Annotated in this window: 11 protein-coding genes; all 11 read right to left on the reverse strand. The window is 71.4% G+C overall.

What is annotated here, in order from left to right:
- Nucleotides 1–174: 174 nt before the first annotated feature.
- The 11 genes from ACWDZ4_RS03850 to ACWDZ4_RS03900 all read right to left on the reverse strand — a co-directional run bounded on the left by ACWDZ4_RS03850 (nucleotide 175) and on the right by ACWDZ4_RS03900 (nucleotide 19,879).
- A complete protein-coding gene (locus tag ACWDZ4_RS03850; protein WP_451506842.1) occupies nucleotides 175–2,298 on the reverse strand; it encodes a hypothetical protein in 2,124 nt (707 codons plus the stop codon).
- 135 nt (nucleotides 2,299–2,433) lie between these two features.
- Nucleotides 2,434–3,933 carry an SDR family NAD(P)-dependent oxidoreductase gene (locus ACWDZ4_RS03855; RefSeq protein WP_451506843.1) on the reverse strand — a complete coding sequence of 500 codons (1,500 nt, stop codon included), beginning with the start codon at nucleotides 3,931–3,933 and terminating at the stop codon, nucleotides 2,434–2,436.
- 296 nt (nucleotides 3,934–4,229) lie between these two features.
- A complete protein-coding gene (gene obgE / locus ACWDZ4_RS03860; RefSeq protein WP_451506844.1) occupies nucleotides 4,230–5,663 on the reverse strand; it encodes a GTPase ObgE in 1,434 nt (477 codons plus the stop codon).
- A 132-nt stretch (nucleotides 5,664–5,795) separates the two neighbouring features.
- Nucleotides 5,796–6,053: a 50S ribosomal protein L27 gene (rpmA, locus tag ACWDZ4_RS03865; protein WP_344497493.1), complete on the reverse strand. Its 258-nt coding sequence runs from the start codon at nucleotides 6,051–6,053 to the stop codon at nucleotides 5,796–5,798.
- A 12-nt stretch (nucleotides 6,054–6,065) separates the two neighbouring features.
- Nucleotides 6,066–6,386, reverse strand: coding sequence for a 50S ribosomal protein L21 (rplU, locus tag ACWDZ4_RS03870; protein WP_028813461.1), 321 nt, complete (start codon nucleotides 6,384–6,386; stop codon nucleotides 6,066–6,068).
- A gap of 211 nt (nucleotides 6,387–6,597) precedes the next feature.
- Entirely contained in the window at nucleotides 6,598–9,375 is a 2,778-nt protein-coding gene (locus ACWDZ4_RS03875) for a CDP-glycerol glycerophosphotransferase family protein (RefSeq protein ID WP_451506845.1), read from the reverse strand.
- 215 nt (nucleotides 9,376–9,590) lie between these two features.
- Nucleotides 9,591–13,823 (reverse strand): Rne/Rng family ribonuclease, encoded by a 4,233-nt coding sequence (locus ACWDZ4_RS03880; protein WP_451506846.1) that lies wholly within the window; start codon nucleotides 13,821–13,823, stop codon nucleotides 9,591–9,593.
- 230 nt (nucleotides 13,824–14,053) lie between these two features.
- A complete protein-coding gene (locus ACWDZ4_RS03885; protein WP_451506847.1) occupies nucleotides 14,054–14,836 on the reverse strand; it encodes a TIGR03936 family radical SAM-associated protein in 783 nt (260 codons plus the stop codon).
- A 129-nt stretch (nucleotides 14,837–14,965) separates the two neighbouring features.
- Complete coding sequence (locus ACWDZ4_RS03890) at nucleotides 14,966–16,135, reverse strand: hypothetical protein (protein ID WP_451506848.1); 1,170 nt, start codon at nucleotides 16,133–16,135, stop codon at nucleotides 14,966–14,968.
- Between the two features lie 167 nt (nucleotides 16,136–16,302).
- Nucleotides 16,303–18,228: a TIGR03960 family B12-binding radical SAM protein gene (locus tag ACWDZ4_RS03895; protein ID WP_450263457.1), complete on the reverse strand. Its 1,926-nt coding sequence runs from the start codon at nucleotides 18,226–18,228 to the stop codon at nucleotides 16,303–16,305.
- Nucleotides 18,229–18,280: 52 nt separating this feature from the next.
- A complete protein-coding gene (locus ACWDZ4_RS03900; RefSeq protein ID WP_451506849.1) occupies nucleotides 18,281–19,879 on the reverse strand; it encodes a CYTH and CHAD domain-containing protein in 1,599 nt (532 codons plus the stop codon).
- Nucleotides 19,880–19,918: the final 39 nt, after the last annotated feature.

A 19,918-nucleotide genomic window follows, 5' to 3' on the forward strand; every position in this document is an offset into this window, starting at 1 on the left:
TCTCTTTCATCGACATCCAAGACCGTCGCCATATGGGTATGGGTTGTTCACCATCGTTACTTTTCCACGTGACGCCTGCCACCACACGCAGGAACGGCCCGGCAGAACGTCTCGAAAGACTCCCTGCCGGGCCGAATTCGGATCTCCGTGCGAGTGTCGCCCAGGTTCCGGGGGTCAGCCCGCCACTGTCGTGTCGAGCCCTGTGGCCTCCGGCGCGGAGTCGCTCGGGTCCGCCGCGGTGACGGCGGTCTCGACGCCGGAGCGCTGGGCCACCCCCAGGTTGCGGGCCTCGGACTTGGCCGCGAGCGCCCGTACGGCGTCGTTGAACTGCACGATGGACGCCGGTTCGTCGGGGCCCAGGAGGTACGCCTTCAGCTCGCGCCGGGCCTCTGCCAGCGGGTCGGCGCTCTCGCCGCCCGTGACGGCGGCGAGCAACTCGCCGAGCTGCCGCGCGTCGTTGGAGAGGATCACGGCGGCGCGTACGGCGGTGTTCTGCTTCTTGAACTCCTCGGCGCCCAGCTCCGCGGAGTCGGTCACCGCGTACGGCTTGCCGCTCGCGATGAAGTCCGAGACGACGCTGGAGATGTCGGAGACCATGCCGTCCGACTCGTTGAAGCAGTCGTACAGGCGCGGCTCTGCGCCGGTGACGACCCGGTGCTCCCACCACCCGAACGAGCGCCAGTACGCGGCGTTCCACTCGTCCCCGAGGATCGCCAGCTCGGCCTCGCGCGCCGGATCGGGCAGGGCGTCGCGCGAGGTCTCCGCCTCGTCCTTGGAGGTCTTCGCCTTGCCGTTGCCACCGGTTCCGAGTTCCCCGAGGCGTGCCTCGATACGGGCCAGCTCGGCCCGCGCCGCGCTCTGCTCGGCCCGGAGCGCGGACGTCTCCTCCGCCCAGCGCGGGTCGGTGGCGCGCTCGGCCGCGGCCTTCTCCACCATGGCGGTGATGCGTTCGTGGACGGCCTTGGCCTGGGGGCTGCGGGTACCGGTGAAGGGGTGCGGCTTGTAGAGCACCCGGACCGGCTCCGGGGCCTCCAGCAGGCGCCTGACGATGTTCTCGCCGGCGAGCAGGAGCGAGGTGTTGCCCGGGTTGTCGTCCCACCCCTCCCAAGTGGGGGCGTACAGCACGGTCGGGACCGGGTGCTTCGGCGTACCGCTCCAGGTCTGGATCGGGGCGAGCTGCGGGCGGCCCACCTCGACGATGTCCTCGTCGCGGACGCCGACGTCGGCGAGCGCGTAGCGGTCGCGGCCGGCCCGGCCGGCGCTCCACACCTCGTCGTACACCTTGCTGTAGGGGTTGATGCTCGCGACCTTGTCGCTGTCGCCGTGCCCGATGAAGACGTGCTTCATGGTGGGCACGCGCAGCATGTGGATGTTCTTGCCGACGTTGGCGGCGTAGAGCGCGACGCGGACCGTGGAGAGGTCCATGTTCATCAGGTGCGTGGCGCTCGGGACGCAGATGACCGGCACCGACGTCGGGGCGAGCTGGGGCACGAGGTGGCGCTCGCGCAGGACGATCAGCGGCTTGCCGTCGAGCTGCTTCATGGTGTCGAGCCACATGTTGACCTGGTACGCCGACTCCCGGGATCCGGAGAAGTACAAGACCGTGGTCGGGCGGTAGTCGCGCAGCCAGCCGTCGATGCCCTCCAGGACGGTGTCCACCGGCGGGACGCGGCGGCCGCGCCGCGTGAACGGCAGCAGCGCCGCGACGTAGGCGACCGCCAGGACCAGGGTGAGCGCGAGACCGGCGTAGCCGAAGACGTTCCGGCCGCTCCCGACCGCGGCCAGCACGCCCACCACGGCGAAGACGTCGAGGTGCAGCATCTTCTCGGCGGACCGGTTCAGCAGCCGCCTCGGCGGGGCCGCCGGGATGCGCAGCATGGAGAGGTCGATGTTGCGGGTCACCACCGGCATCCTGCGGCGCAGGCGGATCAGGGTGACGAGCGCGCCGTGCGGGGCCTGGAGTGCGTAGAACAGCAGCAGGGAGGCGATCGTCACGTAGAAGATCGTCTGCTCGGCCAGCTCCATGCGGGCCAGCAAAAGGATCAGCAGCAACTGGCGCACCAGGAAACGGATCGAAAGGCCGGCCCGGACCTTGCCCAGACGATTGATCAAATAGCTGCCACGCTGGTGCAGATGCTGGTCCGCCACGTACGTCGCGGCCACGGCGGCCGCGAAGAACCAGAGGTTCGGGATCAGTGCGGCCAGCATTATGCACGGATATCCCAGCCCCAGGACGACGGCGGCGGCCAGTTCGGATCCACTGCCCACGCGGGCCAGGCGGATGGCGGTCGAAATCACGAAGAACCTGCTCCAGAGGGGTGCTGGCTATGTACAACGTAAGCGGAATATGAAGTTCGGCTCCACGAAGTCGGGCCTCTGCATATCGCTTTACTGGCGACTACAGAGGCCCGAATCGTGAATTGTCAAGCAGTATTACACATCTTCTTGACGATTCAGGACGGCGGCCAATGCCTGTTCGAATCCCGACGCCTCGGACGCGCCACGCGTCGGGTCCACCTGCCGTACGTCGATGACGTGACCGGTGAGTTCCGAGAGCAGTACGTCCAGCGACGTGCGCGCCACGGCCTCGGAGGACAGCAGCGAGCCCGCGGGCTCGTCGCCGAACGCCTTGGTGCGCATCGGAGTCGCCGTGCGCTCCGGGTTGACGCAGTTCACGCGTACGCCGTCGGCCGCCCACTCGTCGGCGAGGGCCTGGGTGAGGTTCACCATGGCGGCCTTCGTGGAGGAGTAGAGGCTGTACTCGGCGCGGCCGCGGGTGTAGCTGCTGGAGGTGTAGAGCAGCAGCTGGCCCTTGGTCTCGGCGAGGTACTTGTGCGCGGCGCGGGCGATCTGCACGGGGGCCAGGTAGTTGACGTTCAGCGCTTCCTGGATGGTCGCGCTGTCCGTCTCGGCGAGCTTGCCGATGCGGAGCACGCCCGCCGTGTTGATCACGTAGTCGACGCGGCCGGTCTCCGCGTACGCCTTCGACAGGGCGTCGTCGACGTGCTCGGGGTTCTCGACGTGCGTGCCGGTGGTGGAGCGGCCCAGGGCGTACACCTTGGCGCCGTAGCTCTCGGCGAGAGCCGCGATGTCCGCGCCGATGCCGTACGAACCACCGAAGACGACGAGCGTCTTGCCGGCGAGGAGCTCGCGGTAGGCGGCCTCGTCGGCCTGCTGCGGGGCGGCGGTGGAGGCGAGCTGGAACAGCTTGTCGGCGATGAAGACGTCGACCGGCTGCGTCACCTTCATGTTGTACTCGTCACCCGCGACGACGTAGATCGGCACGTCCGGCAGGTACTTCAGGACCACCGAACAGTCGTCGGTGGCCTGGAAGTTCGGGTCACCGGCGGCGACCTCGTACGCCTTGCGGATCGTGGAGAGCTTGAAGGCCTGCGGGGTCTGGCCGCGGCGCAGCCGGGACCGGTCCGGGACCTCGGTGATGAACTCGCCGTCGCCGCCGTGCGTGCGCGTCACGATGATCGTGTCCGCGGACGGGATGGCGACGTCGACCGCCTCGTAGCGCTCCAGCGCGTCGACGCAGTCCTGGATCACGCGCTGTGACAGGAGGGGGCGCACCGCGTCGTGGAAGAGGACGTTGCGGTCCTCCCCCTCGGCGAGGCCCTCGCCGAGCGCGGAGATGGCGCGCTCGGTGGTCTCGTTGCGCGTCGAACCGCCCTCGATGACCTTGGTGACCTTGGTGAGGCCGGCCTTCACGACGATCTTCTCGACGTCCGGCACATAGCCCGGCGCCATGAGGACGATGATGTCGTCGATGCCCTCCGCCTGCTCGAAGATCGCCAGCGTGTGCTCGATGACCGCCTTGCCCGCGATCTTCAGCAACTGCTTGGGGATCGACAGGCCCACGCGCTGACCGGTACCACCGGCGAGCACGACTGCTGTGGTTCGGGGCTTGGCTATGGGCTGCACGGACACAGACGACCTACCTTGCGTGGACTGGAAGACCACACGATGGTTGCACTCTCCGTGACCGCCTCGCAAGGTGGACGCCCCCCTACCGACACCTGTACGAAACCTTTTCCGGCCCCCAACCACCGTACGGACATAGGCACTTGTGTCCGTACGGCGACCGGGGGCCGGTGCGGGTGGCGTCCGGGGGTCCACTCCCGGGGGTGAGCGATGCCACAGGGGCGGCCGCCGGGCCGGACTCCTCCCGCCGGCCCCGTCGGCGCTTCCCTCGGAAGGGGTTGCTCCCCTCGGAAGGGGCCGGACTAGAAGGGGTTGAACTCGTCGTACTCGCGCTGGGGGTCGTCGCGCTGGGCCTCGCGGTCCCGGCGGCGCGTCGCCGCCGGTCGCGGGGCGTCCAGGCGGTGGTCCTCGCCACGGCGGCCGAGCATCTCCGCGCCCGCCATCACCGTCGGCTCCCAGTCGAAGACGACCGCGTTCTCCTCGGGGCCGATCGCGACCGCGTCGCCCGCGCGGGCACCGGCCTTCATCAGCTTCTCCTCGACGCCGAGACGGCTGAGGCGGTCCGCGAGGTAACCCACGGCCTCGTCGTTGCTGAAGTCGGTCTGGCGCACCCAGCGCTCCGGCTTCTCGCCGCGCACGCGGTAGACGCCGTCCTCCTCGGTGATCGTGAAGCCCGCGTCGTCGACCGCCTTCGGACGGATGACGACCCGGGTCGACTCCTCCTTCGGCTTTGCGGCGCGCGCCTTGGAGACCACCTCGGCCAGCGCGAAGGACAGCTCCTTGAGGCCGATGTGCGCGACCGCCGACACCTCGTGGACGCTGTATCCGCGCGCCTCCAGGTCCGGGCGGATCATCTCCGCCAGCTCCTTGCCGTCCGGGATGTCGATCTTGTTGAGGACGACGACGCGCGGCCGGTCGCCCAGACCGCCGTACTGCGCCAGCTCCTCCTCGATCACGTCGAGATCGGTCAGCGGGTCACGGTCGGACTCCAGCGTCGCCGTGTCCAGTACGTGCACGAGCACCGAGCAGCGCTCGACGTGGCGCAGGAACTCCAGACCCAGACCGCGGCCCTGGCTCGCGCCGGGGATGAGGCCCGGGACGTCGGCGATCGTGTAGACGGTCGAGCCCGCCGTGACGACACCGAGGTTGGGGACGAGCGTGGTGAACGGGTAGTCCGCGATCTTCGGCTTGGCCGCGCTCAGCACCGAGATCAGCGAGGACTTGCCGGCGCTCGGGTAGCCGACCAGCGCCACGTCGGCGACGGTCTTGAGCTCCAGGACGATGTCGCCGCCCTTGCCCGGCTCGCCGAGCAGCGCGAAGCCCGGCGCCTTGCGGCGGGCCGAGGCCAGCGCCGCGTTGCCGAGGCCGCCGCGGCCGCCCTCACCGGCGACGTACGTCGTGCCGTGGCCGACCATGTCGGCCAGTACGTTGCCGTCCTTGTCGAGGACGACGGTGCCGTCGGGAACGGGCAGGATCAGGTCCTGGCCGTCCTTGCCGGAACGGTTGTCGCCCGCGCCGGGCTGGCCGTTGGTGGCCTTGCGGTGGGGGCTGTGGTGATAGTCCAGCAGGGTGGTCACGGACTGGTCGACGACGAGGGTGACGTCGCCGCCACGCCCGCCGTTGCCGCCGTCCGGGCCGCCCAGCGGCTTGAACTTCTCACGGTGTACGGAGGCGCAGCCGTGGCCTCCGTTACCCGCGGCGACATGCAGTTCGACGCGGTCCACGAAGGTGGTCATGGGTGGGTCCTCCAGTACATGCGGAAATGTCTACATACGTAACGCGCCGAGGGCGGCCGCGCTTCCCCGGTACCCGGGAAAGAGCGTCCGCCCTCGGAAAGTGCTGTGCGTACCGCTCGACGAAAGCCGGAATTACTCGGCGATCGGAACGATGTTCACAACCTTGCGGCCACGGTGCGTGCCGAACTCGACCGCACCGGCGGCGAGTGCGAACAGCGTGTCGTCGCCACCACGGCCGACGCTCGTGCCCGGGTGGAAGTGGGTGCCGCGCTGGCGGACCAGGATCTCACCGGCGTTGACGGTCTGACCGCCGAAGCGCTTCACGCCGAGCCGCTGGGCATTGGAATCGCGACCGTTCCGAGTGGACGATGCGCCCTTCTTGTGTGCCATGTCTCAGTCCCTTTACTTCGCAGCCGTGGGGATACCGGTGACCTTGATCGCCGTGTACTGCTGGCGGTGACCCTGGCGACGGCGGTAGCCGGTCTTGTTCTTGTACCGAAGGATGTCGATCTTGGCACCCTTGTGGTGGTCCACGACCTCGGCGGTGACCTTGATGCCGGCCAGGACCCACGGGTCGCTGGTGACGGAGTCGCCGTCGACCACGAGCAGGGTCGAGAGCTCGACCGTGTCGCCAACCTTGGCCGTGGGAATCTTGTCAACCTCAACGATGTCGTCGACAGCAACCTTGTGCTGGCGACCACCGCTGCGCACGATGGCGTACACGCTGATCTCTCTTTCGCTCGGGACGGGACCCCTGATGCCAGCCGTTCGCACGGGCCGTGGGGCCCGCGGCACATCCGAATGGAGGAGCGGCCTCTAACGGAACCCCGGGGGGTGCCGGAAGGGAGATGCTCAGGAGATGGCGTGCATAAAAACACGCCGACGGTCAAGAGTACGGGCCCCCGCAGGGAGGGTCAAACCGGGGTCCCGGGCGTCACCGCCCCGCCGCGATCTCCAGCATCCGGTCGACCACCCGGGCGGAGGCGCGGCCGTCCGAGGGCTCGCAGAAGTCCTTCACGAACCGCGCGTACTTCTCCCTGTACCGCGCCGACACCGAGTCGATGTTCCGGATCGCGTCGACCAGGTCCTCCGAGGTCTTGAGCAGCGGGCCGGGCGCGCGCTCGGCGAAGTCGAAGTAGAAGCCGCGCAGCGTGTCGCGGTAGTGCTCCAGGTCGTACGTGAAGAACAGCATCGGGCGGCCCGAGTGCGCGAAGTCGAAGAGCACCGAGGAGTAGTCCGTGATCAGCACGTCGGCGATCAGGTAGAGGTCGGCGATGTCCGGGTACGCCGCCACGTCGTGGACGAAGCCCTGCCCGGCGCCCGGGATGCTGTCCAGGACCTTGTTGTGCTTGCGGTACAGGAAGACGTGGTCCTCGCCGAGCGCCGCCTCGGCGGCGGTCAGGTCGACCTGCTGGTCGAGCTTGAACCGCTTGCCGTCGTAGCGCTGGTCGTCACGCCACGTCGGCGCGTACAGCACGATCTTCTTGCCCTCGGGGATGCCCAGCTGTTCGCGCACCCGCGCGGCCGTCTTCTCCCGGTCCGGTGCGTGGAAGACGTCGTTGCGCGGGTAACCGGACTCCAGCACCTCGCACTTGAGCTGGAAGGCGTGGGTCATGATCGGGGTCGTGAAGGCGTTCGGCGACACGAAGAGGCTGAACTGCCGCGAGCGCTGCGGCAGGCTCGCGATGTACGCGAGGTTCGCCTTGGGCGTGCCCAGCAGGTCGGCGCCGATGCGCTTGAGCGGCGTACCGTGCCACGTCTGTACGACGACCTGGCCCTCGCGCCGCGTGAACCAGTCGTTGATGCCGACGTTGGTCACGACGTACCGGCTGCGGGCCAGCGCCTCGTACCACTCCTCGCTGCCCCAGGCGACGCCGCGGACCCCGGCCGGCAGGACCGCCTGCTGGTCGGCGACGACGGCGATGTGCTCGAGGTCCGTCCCGCGGCTCGCGAACTCCTGGTACACGGCCCGGGGCGAGTCCGAGAACTGCTTGCCGCCGAAGCTGTTGTAGAGGACGGCCTCGCGCAGCGGAAGCCGCTGCTGCGCCGGGTAGCAGGTCTCCCTGAGCTGCCGCTGCCGGTAGCCGCCGCGGACCTGCGGGCTCAGCGCCGAACCGGAGTTCAGGAAGAACCGGTCGAAGAAGCGGCGGTCCACGGTGTACCTGCGGTGCTGTCCCTTGTGGGCCATCGGCAGCGTGCCGACGAGGTCGGGGCGGAGCGTCACCGGGATGTCGTCGGCGTGGTCCCACTCGGCCGCGGCGCGGAAGGTGAAGTACCAGCGCCCGCCGCGCAGCGGAAGCGTCCCTCCGTACGTCGCCATCGCGTCCGGCGTGACGAGCGCGGAGAACCGGCCGTCGGCGACCTCGACCGGCAGCACCTTCTCCTCGTGCCGGGTCCCGTGCCGGAGGACGAGCCGCAGCGGCTCCTCCGGGCCGAGGTACGTGCCCTGGAGGGAGAGCTCTCCCTGCGCCGTCCAGCGCATCCGGTCGACGACCGGCTGGACGACCCTGGTCTGGAGGAAGAAGGTACCCGCCCCGTCCGTGTGGGCGGCCACCTCCCGGCCGCCGGACAGCTGGTACGTACCGGTCCGCAGGCTCTGGGCGACCGTGGCGCGGCGGGAGGTGCCGTCCGCGAACACGATGCTGACGCGGGAGTTCTGCACCTTCTTGGGCCGCACCCCGTCGACGGGCAGGTCCGCGAAGGGGACGTACGCCGCGCTCCTGGACCAGCCGTCGCCGTAACGTCCCTCCCGGCTCTCCAGGGGGTACCGGGCGGCCGTCCTGGAGCCGGGGTGGTCGACCCGGAGCTCCACGGGGGCCCTGCCCTCCGTGGTCTTCGGGCAGGAGCGCACCGTCACCTCCACGCCGTCCCGTACGGCCTCGTGCGCCTCGATCTCGGCCGGCACCACGTCCACGGTGAGCCGGAAGCAGTCCTCCTCGAAGCCCGCGACGACCCGCACACCGCTCTCGACGACCCGGGCCTGGCTGTGCCCGCCGCGGCCCGCGTCGTTCTTGTACACCCGCCCGACGGAGAGACCGCCGGGCCTCGGTATGCCGATGCCCAGGAACCAGGTGCCGGACTGCCAGCGACCGCGGGAACGCAGCCGCCTCGGGTCGATCATGATCTCGAAGCCCGACCAGTCGTACGAGTGCAGAGCGCCCGGCGCCGATCTGGTCGCCTTCGGCTCCAGGACGGTCCTCGGCTTGAGCGGGACGCTGCCGCCACCGCCCTCCCTGCGCAGCCCGGCGATACGGACGGAACGCTTTCCCGTCGCCGCCGGGGCATTGGGCACGTACGCGTAGCCACGCAGCACCAGACGGCCGTCCCGCCACTCCATGTCGGTCAGCCTGCTGCGCACCGGCAGCTCACTGCGCCTGAGGTTCTTCACCAGGGGCGGCAGCGCGCCCAGCTCCACCCCCGGCAGTTCGACGCGGGCCCGCCTGAGGCCCTTGACCTGGTAGACACCCGGGTTCTCGCGGTCGTACCGCAGGACCTCGACCAGCTCGTCCGCACGTCCCCCGGCGGCCAGTTGCCACTGGATGCGGCCGATCGGGGGCAGCTTCGCCACCTTCTTCGGACCGGCCTGCGCCACGAACTCCTTCGCCGCGGCGAGGAATTCGGCACGGTCTTCCTCCGAGGCCTCCGGAAAGTACTTCATGCTCCGGTTCAACTGCTCGGGGACTATGCCGGTGCCTGCGGGGGTGGACGCCATGGGTGACGGGCCTTTCAAGAAAAACCGGAGATGAACTCCAGGGAAAGAGATCTCCTCCAAGACTCTCCGGGGTCCCCGAAGGTTGCATGGACCTCCTGGACACACAGGCGTCGCGTACGTCACTCCAGGGGGCGGGCAGCAGTGTGGGCCGTCCCGGACGGTGAATGTCCGGGACGGCCCACAGAGCTGTCACTGCATGAGGTACTGCCCGAAGGTCAGTCCTCGGCCGGGGTGGAGACCGCCGACTGCGACGGCTGCTCCGCCGCCGCGGTCTTCTTCGAAGCCGACGCCTTCTTGGCCGTCGTCTTCTTGGCCGCGGTCTTCTTGGCGGCCGTCTTCTTGGCGGCGGTCGCCTTCTTCGCGGGGGCCTTCTTCGCGGCGGCCTTGCGCGTCGCCTTCTTGGCCGGAGCCTCGGCGGGCTCGGGCTCGGTGGCCGGCTCGGCGGCGGCGCTCTTGTCCGTCACCGGCGTCTCGACGACCAGCACGGCCGCCTCCTCCGCGCCCTTGGGCGATCCCGCCGGCGCGGACGCCTTGCGGGTCGCACGACGGCGCGCACGCGGCGGAGCCGCCGCTGCCGGCTCCTCGACCGCGGGCTGCTCGGCCGGGGACCCGGCCACCGGCTCCGCGGCCTTCGGCTCCTCGGCCGCGGGGGCCGGGGTGACGACCTGGACCGCCTCGGCCGCCGGCGCGTCGGCACTCTTGGGCGCACCGGCCGGAGCCGTCGCCTTGCGGGACGCACGACGGCGCGTACGGGCCGGGGCGGCCTCCTGCGCCACGGGCTCGGGCGCGGCCTCGATCACCGGCTCGGGCTCCACCACGGCCTCGGGCTCCGGAGCGGGCTCCGGCTCGGGGACGTACACCGGCTCCGCCGCCTTCGGCGCACCGGCCGGAGCCGTCGCCTTGCGCGTCGCACGACGCCGCGTACGGGCCGGGGCGGCCTCCTGCGCCACGGGCTCGGGCGCGGCCTCGATCACCGGCTCGGGCTCGGGCTCCACCACGGCCTCGGGCTCCGGAGCAGGCTCCGGCTCGGGGACGTACACCGGCTCCGCCGCCTTCGGCGCACCGGCCGGAGCCGTCGCCTTGCGGGAGGCGCGACGGCGGCTGCGGCCACGGCCGGCGGCCGCCTCGGCCTCCGCGGGGCTGCTGTACAGCTCCTCGTCCGGCACGAACTCCGGCTCGGGGAGCGCCGTCGGCGCGGCGACCTCGGCGGCGAGCTCGGCCTCGGTCTCGGTCTCGACCTCGGTCTCCGGCAGCTCCGCGTGCTCGTGATCGAGCTCCGCACCACCGCGGCCGCGCTTCTTGGAACGCTTGCCGCCACCACCGTTGCCGGCGGCGGCCGGCTGCTCCATGTGCACGATCACTCCGCGCCCGTTGCAGTGGACGCAGGTCTCGGAGAAGGACTCCAGCAGACCCTGGCCCACCCGCTTGCGCGTCATCTGGACCAGGCCGAGCGAGGTGACCTCGGCGACCTGGTGCTTCGTACGGTCGCGTCCCAGGCACTCCAGCAGGCGCCGCAGCACCAGGTCGCGGTTGGACTCCAGGACCATGTCGATGAAGTCGATGACGACGATGCCGCCCAGGTCGCGCAGGCGCAGCTGACGGACGATCTCCTCGGCCGCCTCCAGGTTGTTCCTGGTGACGGTCTCCTCGAGGTTGCCGCCCTGACCGGTGAACTTGCCGGTGTTGACGTCGACGACGATCATCGCCTCGGTCTTGTCGATGACCAGCGAACCGCCGCTCGGCAGGTAGACCTTGCGGTCCAGCGCCTTCATCAGCTGCTCGTCGATCCGGTACGTCGCGAAGACGTCGACCTCCGACGTCCAGCGCGACAGCCGGTCCGCCAGGTCCGGGGCGACGTGCGAGACGTAACCGTGGATGGTCTGCCACGCGTCGTCACCGCTGACGATGACCTTCGAGAAGTCCTCGTTGAAGATGTCGCGCACGACGCGGACGGTCATGTCCGGCTCGCCGTAGAGCAGGGTCGGACCGCTGGTCGCGCCGCTGCTCTTCGACTTCTTGACGATGTCTTCCCACTGCTGCTGCAGACGCTCGACGTCGCGGCGCAGCTCGTCCTCGCTCGCGCCCTCGGCGGCGGTGCGCACGATGACGCCCGCGTCCTCGGGGACGATCTTCTTGAGGATGGTCTTCAGACGCGAGCGCTCGGTGTCGGGCAGCTTGCGGCTGATGCCGGTCATCGAGCCCTCGGGCACGTAGACCAGGTAGCGGCCGGGCAGCGAGACCTGGCTGGTGAGGCGGGCGCCCTTGTGGCCGATCGGGTCCTTCGTGACCTGCACGAGGACCGACTGGCCGGACTTGAGGGCGGACTCGATGCGGCGGGGGCCGTGGCCCATGCCCAGCGCGTCGAAGTTCACCTCGCCCGCGTACAGGACGGCGTTGCGGCCCTTGCCGATGTCGACGAAGGCGGCCTCCATCGACGGCAGCACGTTCTGGACCTTGCCCAGGTAGACGTTGCCGACGTACGAGGTCGACTGCTCCTTGTTGACGTAGTGCTCGACGAGGATGTTGTCCTCGAGCACACCGATCTGGGTGCGGTCGCCGTGCTGACGGACGACCATCACGCGCTCGACGGCCTCGCGGCGCGCCAGGAACTCGGCCTCGGTGATGATCGGGACGCGACGGCGGCCCTGCTCCCGGCCCTCGCGGCGACGCTGCTTCTTCGCCTCCATACGGGTCGAGCCCTTGATGGACTGGACCTCGTCGAAGCCGGTGCCCGGCTCGCGCTCCGCTTCCTTCTTGCGCGGCTCACGGACCTTGACGACCGTACGCTCCGGGTCGTCGACGCCGTTGGCCTCGGCCTCCGGGCCCGCGTCACCGCTGCGGCGGCGACGGCGGCGACGACGACGGCTGGAGGCGGAACCCGCGCCCGACTGGTCGGCTTCGTCCTCGTCGGCCTCGTCGGCGTCCTCGTCGGTGTCCTCGTCGGACGCGTCCGGCTCCTCGGACTCGTCCGCGTCGACGGGCTCGCCCCGGCGACGGCGACGGCCACCGCGGCGACGGCGGCGCGCCCTGCGGTCCTCGGCCTCGTCGGAGTCGTCGTGCGCGGTGTCCTCCTCGTCCCGCTCCTCCTCGACGAGCTCGGCGGGCTCCTCCGGGGCGGGCGCGGTCTCCACGACACGCTCGACGCGCTCCGCGCGCTCGTCCTCGGCGGGCTCACCGCGGCGGCGGCGACGGCGGCCCCGCTGCGGGGCGGCCTGCGGCGCGGGAGGCGTCTCGACGACCGTCTCCAGCTCCTCCTCGTCCTCTTCCACGTCCTCGATGAAGTCCGGCTCCGTCATCCGGGCGGCAGCGGCAGCCGCGGCCGTCTCGGGGGTCTGGAACATCGGCTCGGTGAAGACCGGCGCCTGGAACACGGCGACAGCGGGACGCGAGACCCGGCGGCGCGAACGCGACGGCTCCTCGGCCGCGGGCTTCGGCGCGGCGGCCTCCGCCTTCGGCGCGGCGCCCTCGGCGGCAGCGGCCTCGTCGGCGGCCTTGCGGCCACCACGACGGCGCGGCGTGCGCCCACGCGGCGCCTCTTCGGCCTCGGCCGCCACGGGCTCCGCCGGGGCGGGCTCCTCGGCGGGGGCCTCTTCGGCCTTCGGCTCGGTCTCCGGCTCGGTCTTCGGCGCACCGGCGGGCGCGGTCGCCTTACGGGTCGCCCGGCGACGGCCACGCCCACGCGGCGCCTCGTCGGCGGCCTCGTCGGCGGCAGGAACGGCAGGGGCGGCAGCGGCAGGAGCCGCGGGCGCCTCCACAGCGGCCTCGGGCGCCTCGGCCTCGACCGGGGCCTCCGCCCCGGCGCTCTTCGGGGCACCGGCGGGAGCCGTCGCCTTGCGGGTGGCACGGCGGCGCGTACGGGCCGGCGGCGCGGCCTCGGCACTCTCCGCGGGCTGTACGGGCTGTACGGGCTCGGCCTGCGCGACGGGCTCGGACGCGGCGGCGGCCTCGACCTCGGCGGCAGCCGTGTCCGCGCTCTTCGGCGCACCGGCGGGAGCCGTCGCCTTGCGGGTGGCACGGCGGCGCGTACGGGCCGGCGGCGCGGCCTCGTCCACGACGGCGGGCTCCTCGGCGGCAGCCGCGGGTGCCTCCTCCGCCTCGGCGGGCTTCGGGGCACCGGCGGGCGCGGTCGCCTTGCGGGTGGCACGGCGGCGCGTACGGGCCGGCGGCGCGGCCTCGGCGCTCTCCGCCGCGGACTGTACGGACTCTGTGCTCTCTGCGGGCTCGCTCACGGCGCCCTCTCCGGCCGGTATGGCCGGAGCCGCGGCCTCTACGGTTTCGGCGGTCACTACGGCCTTCGCGCCCCCGGCCGGGGGACCGGCAGGGCGCGAGGCCGCGCGGCGCCGGCGGCGCGGCGGCAGCGTGCCGCTGGGCGAGTGGTTGTCGTCGGTCTCCCCGGCGGTACGCGCGGTACCTGCCGAGGGCTCGGTGGAATCGTTCGGCTCGAGCATGCGGGCGGTTCTCCCGTCACGCTCCCGGGCGCCACGCCTGATTCCGGTCCGGTCCGGTCCACGCGATGAGCGCGGTACCGCCGTCCGGGGCGCGGGCGCCGCACGGGAGCTGTTGTCTAGCTCGCCGGTTCCGTACGCGGTATGCGTACGGCCTGGCGAAAGTCTTCTGGTCAGTGCGCGGCCCGACCCAGGTGGCTCCCGAGTGCCAGGGCTGCGCTGCAACGACCGCCCTACGCGGAACCTGCACCTTCCGGCGCCGTCGCGGCGGTCAGTCCGGCGGCCTTGGGTGGGGCGGCCGTGACTGCCTCGCGGTCGGGCGCGAGCGGGTCGGTCACCGTGCCGGACTCCTCGTCGAAGAGCCCCTGCGCCAGCCTGGTCACCGCTGCGGGGACCGGCGGCGCCAGGTCGGCCACAGCTCGGAGACCGGACAGGACGTCGTCGGGTCGTACGGCGGGTGTCGCATGCCGAACAACCAGCCGCAGTATCGCACAGGGCCCGTCCCCCGGCCTATCGGACGGCGGACAAACTGCCTGCAGATCCACGACGGCACTGCGTGCGTCGAAGGACCGCATGCCGTTCTTGGTACGGCGCTGGACCTCGACGCTCCCGGCCGCGAGGAAGGACCCGACGGCCTTCTCCGCGTCTTCGGGAGCGACACCGTCGAGGCGCATCTCCCACACGGATGCCTGCAGCCGGTCGGCGAGACCCGACGTACGCGCCTCGACCGCGTCCGTGATGTCGAGCCCGTCCGGCAGCGACTCGTCGAGCAGCTCGCGCAGCTCGTCCACGTCGCGCGCGGCGGTCAGTGCGATCTCCAGGTACTCGGCCTCGCTGCCCGTGCCGGTGGGTGCGGCATTGGCGTACGAGACCTTCGGGTGCGGGGTGAAGCCGGCCGAGTACGCCATGGGTACGTCGGCACGGCGCAGCGCCCGCTCGAAAGCGCGCTGGAAGTCACGGTGGCTGGTGAACCGGAGGCGGCCGCGCTTGGTGTAGCGCAGTCGGATGCGCTGCACCGCCGGTGCGGGCGGCGGGCCTTCGGGCTGTCGCTTGCCCAGTGGTTCTTCTCCTCGTGCGGGGCGGCGCGCTGTCCGCGCGTCACCCTCCGGCGTGGGGGTCCGTCCCCTCGCGTCCCGGCGGCCGGCTCATCCCCGCTCGGCCGGGTTTCCGCCAAGCAGGGAGGTCTCGGACGCGGGTGCCGCGCTGGGGGCAGTCGTCTTACTACCCAGAGTACGCGCAGGAGCCCGCACCGGTTCCACGGCCTCGGCCGGGTGCCCGGCCGGCCAGGTGTCCGCGGGTCCTCCGACGAGCGCGCGCCACGCGTCGCGCCGCGCCTGGCGCACCGTCTCCCGCGCGCTGCGCAGCGCCTCGCGCGCCGCCCGGCCCGCTTCGACGGCCGCCCGCCGCACCGGCGCCCAGAGGGTGTCGCGCACCCAGTGCCCCACCGGCGCGCACACGCTGAGCCACACCCAGCGCACCGGCCGCCCCACCAGGTTCCACCCGAGCCACTTCAGCGCGCGCCCCACGGCCCGGGAGATGTACCCGGCGATGCGCCAGGCGTGCCCGAACGCGGCGGCGGTCTCGCGCCCGACGGGGACCAGCACCGCGCGCCACAGCCACGCGACGGGCGCGACCAGGACGGTCATCACGCACCAGGCCACCGCGCGCCAGAGGCCGGCGGCCAGCCAGACGACGCCCCGGGCCAGCGGCACGAGAACGTACTCCCACAGCGCCACCGACTCGAGCACCACCCTGCCCAGCCAGGAGAGCCCGCGTCCGGCCGGCGTGAGGACGTGCGTGTACAGCCACACCAGCGGCACCACGGCGAGCATCCGGGCCGCCCACGCCACCGCCGTGCCCACGGCGCGCGCGGCGGCAGCGACCGCATGCCCCACCGTGCGCCCCAGCCAGGCCAGTCCACGCCCGGCCGGGGCCAGCACCCGGCGGTACAGCCACACCGCCGGCACGACGATCCCGTACCGGACGACGGGCACCACGACGTACTTCCACAGCAGCACCCACGGCATGATCAACACGGCGTGGGCGACGTACCCGAGCGCCTTCGCGACGGGGGCGAGGACGTTCCCGTACAGCCACACCAGCGGTGCGGCGACCAGCAGCCGGAAGACCGCGGCGAGCGCGCGGCCGACCGCCTTCCCGCAGACGGCGAGCAGGTCCCACACCATCCGCACCGGGACGACCAGGACCAGCACGACGACGCGCACCGGGATCCTGATGGCGGCAGTCAGACAGCCCTCCGCCCGTGGTGCCTCGCGCCGGGGCGCGGGCGGCTGCGGCTGCTTCTCGAAGTCCATGCCCATGAAGACGCCTCAGCCCGCCGTCCGGATCCAGAATCGGGGCATGCCTTCGCGCTCGTCCTCGAAGACGCCGCCGTTCGCCTCGATGACCTTCCGCGAGCCGGTGTTGTCGCGGTCACACGTCAGCGGAACGGACTCCAGGCCGTGTTCGCGGGCTCACCTGGTTACTTGACGACCGTCAGCGGCAGGAGCTTCTTGCCCGTCGGGCCGATCTGGATCTGCGTGTCCATCTGCGGACAGACGCCGCAGTCGAAGCACGGGGTCCAGCGGCAGTCCTCGACCTCGGTCTCGTCGAGCGCGTCCTGCCAGTCCTCCCAGAGCCAGTCCTTGTCGAGACCGGAGTCCAGGTGGTCCCAGGGCAGGACCTCCTCGTACGTACGCTCACGCGTCGTGTACCAGTCGACGTCCACGCCGAAGCCGGGCAGCGTCTTCGCCGCGGCGTCCATCCAGCGGTCGTACGAGAAGTACTCGCGCCAGCCGTCGAAGCGGCCGCCGCCCTCGTAGACGGCCCGGATGACGGAGCCGATGCGCCGGTCGCCGCGCGAGAGGAGGCCCTCGACGATGCCGGGCTTGCCGTCGTGGTAGCGGAAGCCGATGGAACGGCCGTACTTCTTGTCGCCGCGGATCTTGTCGCGCAGCTTCTCCAGGCGGGCGTCCGTCTCCTCGGCGGAGAGCTGCGGCGCCCACTGGAAGGGGGTGTGCGGCTTGGGCACGAACCCGCCGATGGAGACGGTGCAGCGGATGTCGTTCTGGCCGGAGACCTTGCGGCCCTCGGCGATGACCTTGACGGCCATGTCGCCGATCTGGAGGACGTCCTCGTCGGTCTCGGTGGGCAGGCCGCACATGAAGTACAGCTTCACCTGGCGCCAGCCGTTGCCGTACGCCGTCGAGACCGTCCGGATCAGGTCCTCTTCGGAGACCATCTTGTTGATGACCTTGCGGATGCGCTCCGAGCCGCCCTCGGGGGCGAAGGTCAGGCCGGACCGGCGGCCGTTCCTGGTCAGCTCGTTGGCGAGGTCGATGTTGAACGCGTCCACGCGGGTCGACGGCAGCGACAGACCGATCTTGTCTTCCTCGTACCGGTCGGCGAGGCCCTTGGCGACGTCAGCGATCTCGGTGTGGTCCGCGGAGGAGAGGGAGAGCAGGCCCACCTCTTCGAAACCGGTCGCCTTGAGGCCCTTCTCCACCATGTCGCCGATGCCGGTGATGCTTCGCTCCCGCACGGGGCGCGTGATCATGCCGGCCTGGCAGAAACGGCAGCCGCGGGTGCAGCCGCGGAAGATCTCGACGGACATCCGCTCGTGGACGGTCTCGGCGAGGGGTACGAGGGGCTGCTTGGGGTACGGCCACTCGTCGAGGTCCATGACGGTGTGCTTGGACACGCGCCACGGCACGCCGGAGCGGTTGGGGACGACGCGGGCGATACGGCCGTCGGGCAGGTACTCGACGTCGTAGAAGCGCGGGACGTACACGCCGCCGGTCCTGCTCAGCCGCAGCAGCACCTCGTCCCGCCCGCCGGGCCGGCCCTCGGCCTTCCAGGCGCGGATGATCTCGGTGATCTCCAGGACGGCCTGCTCGCCGTCGCCGATCACCGCGCAGTCGATGAAGTCCGCGATCGGCTCGGGGTTGAAGGCGGCGTGTCCGCCCGCGAGGACGATCGGGTCGTCGAGGGTGCGGTCCTTGGACTCCAGCGGAATGCCCGCCAGGTCCAGGGCGGTGAGCATGTTGGTGTAGCCGAGCTCGGTGGAGAAGCTCAGTCCGAAGACGTCGAACGCCTTGACGGGGCGGTGCGCGTCCACCGTGAACTGCGGCACACCGTGTTCGCGCATGAGCGCTTCGAGGTCCGGCCACACGCTGTAGGTGCGCTCGGCCAGGACCCCCTCGCGCTCGTTCAGTACCTCGTAGAGGATCATGACGCCCTGGTTGGGCAGGCCCACCTCGTACGCGTCCGGGTACATGAGCGCCCAGCGGACATCGCAGGAGTCCCACGGCTTGACGGTGGAGTTGAGTTCACCGCCGACGTACTGGATGGGCTTCTGCACATGCGGGAGCAGAGCTTCGAGCTGTGGGAAGACCGAATCGACAGACATCGAGAACTTTCCTGAGCTGGCTGGGGGACGACTGTCAAGCGTACCCCGGCCCTCAGTGGCCCAGAGCCGCCCGCAGTCTCGGCCTGGAAGCCTTCGCCCACGCCTGCGGCAGCTCCCGCTCCCGTGCCTGCGCGGCTGCCTCCTCCCGGCCGTACAGCAGGCCCCAGGTGAAGGCGGTCTCCCCCGCCGCGTGGGCCTGGACCGCCAGCTCGCGCAGGGTGCCGCGGGACACGACGCTGTCGTGGTGGTCGCCGAGGAGGGACTGGGCCGCCTTCACGCGCTTCGCGAAGCGCTTGGCGGGTTTGCCCAGGGCGGGCGCGGCGGCGTCGGCGGCGTAGCGGGTGCGCTTGGCCGCCTTGCGGGCGTTGTGCAGGGCCAGGTCGCGGTCCTCGCCGGGCGGGAGGGCCAGTGCGTGCTCCATGCGGGCGGCGAGGCGGGTGTAGTCCTTGCGGACCGCCTTGGAGAGGACCTTCGCGGCCGGCCGGGACGCGGCGGAGAGCAGGGGCGGATCGGCCAGCAGGACGTGCAGGGCGGTGAGGAGGCCCAGGTACCGCTCGCTGTCGAGTACGGCGATGACCTCGTGGCGGGAACCGTGGTGGCGGGGTACGGACCAGATGCGCAGGCGGGCGTCGACCGGGCCGAGGACGAGCGGCTGGGGAAGAGCGGCGATGCGGCTCTGGAGGCGGTGGCCGAGGACCTCCTGGTCGCGGTCCGCGCCGAGCTCCCGCGCCAGCCACTTGAGCTCTCCGGCGATCGGGTCGGTGACCGTCCGGTCCAGGACCTTGCGGTAGGTGCGGAAGGTACTGCGCAGGCGGCGGGTGGCGACGCGCATCTGGTGCACGGCGTCGGGCAGGTCGCGCCGGACCGCCGGGTCGTGGGCGACGAGCACGTCGTACTGCTGCCGGAGGTGCGTCAGGACGTGGTCGCCCGCGGTGGGGGCGGGGGAGGCGGACTGCTTGGCCTTCTCCGCCTTGTTCGGCTGCTTGGTCTTGTTCGGCTGCTTGGCCTTCTTCGGCTTCTTCGGCCTCTTCGGTTCTTTCCGCGGCTGTGACGGCTGCGTGTCCGCCAGCCCCCTGGCCAGTTTGGACGCCCACGCGGCGGGGCGCAGGCCGGCCGCGCGGAGCCTCTTCCCGACGGCGTCGAGGAAGGCCGGGTCGCCGTCGTCGGCGAGTTCGACCTCGATCTCCGTCCAGTGCGCCGTGGCGCCGTGCGCTCCGACCCGTTCGGCGGTGACCGAGTCGACGCTCACCTCGGCGAGCAGTTCGCCCCGCGCGCCGACGAGGTGGCGGACGTCGCGCGAGGAGCGGAGCCGTATGAGGGGGGTGAGCAGGTCGCCGCGGGTCCGGGAGCGGACCAGCGCCGCCAGTGAGTCCGGGACGGTCGCGGCCAGCGGGGCGCGGATCTCGTCGCGCACGCCCGGGGAGACCGGCAGTTTGAGGTGCCAGCCGGCGTCGTCGCCGCCGGTGCGGCGGCGCAGGGTGACGGAGTCGGCGGCGAGCCTCAGGTCGTCCGTGTCGTAGTAGACGGCGTCGAGTTCCATGACGCCTCTGTCCTCCACGGACGAGACCCCGGCCACCTCGGTCAGGTCGGGCAGCCGGGTCTCGCCGGTGGCTTCGTACTTCCGCTCGGTCTCGCGCTTGGTGTCCGCCATGAATCGAATGTAGACGCGAAAGGGCTTCCGGGCAGCCGC

This window comes from Streptomyces sp. NPDC003016 (assembly GCF_053591455.1).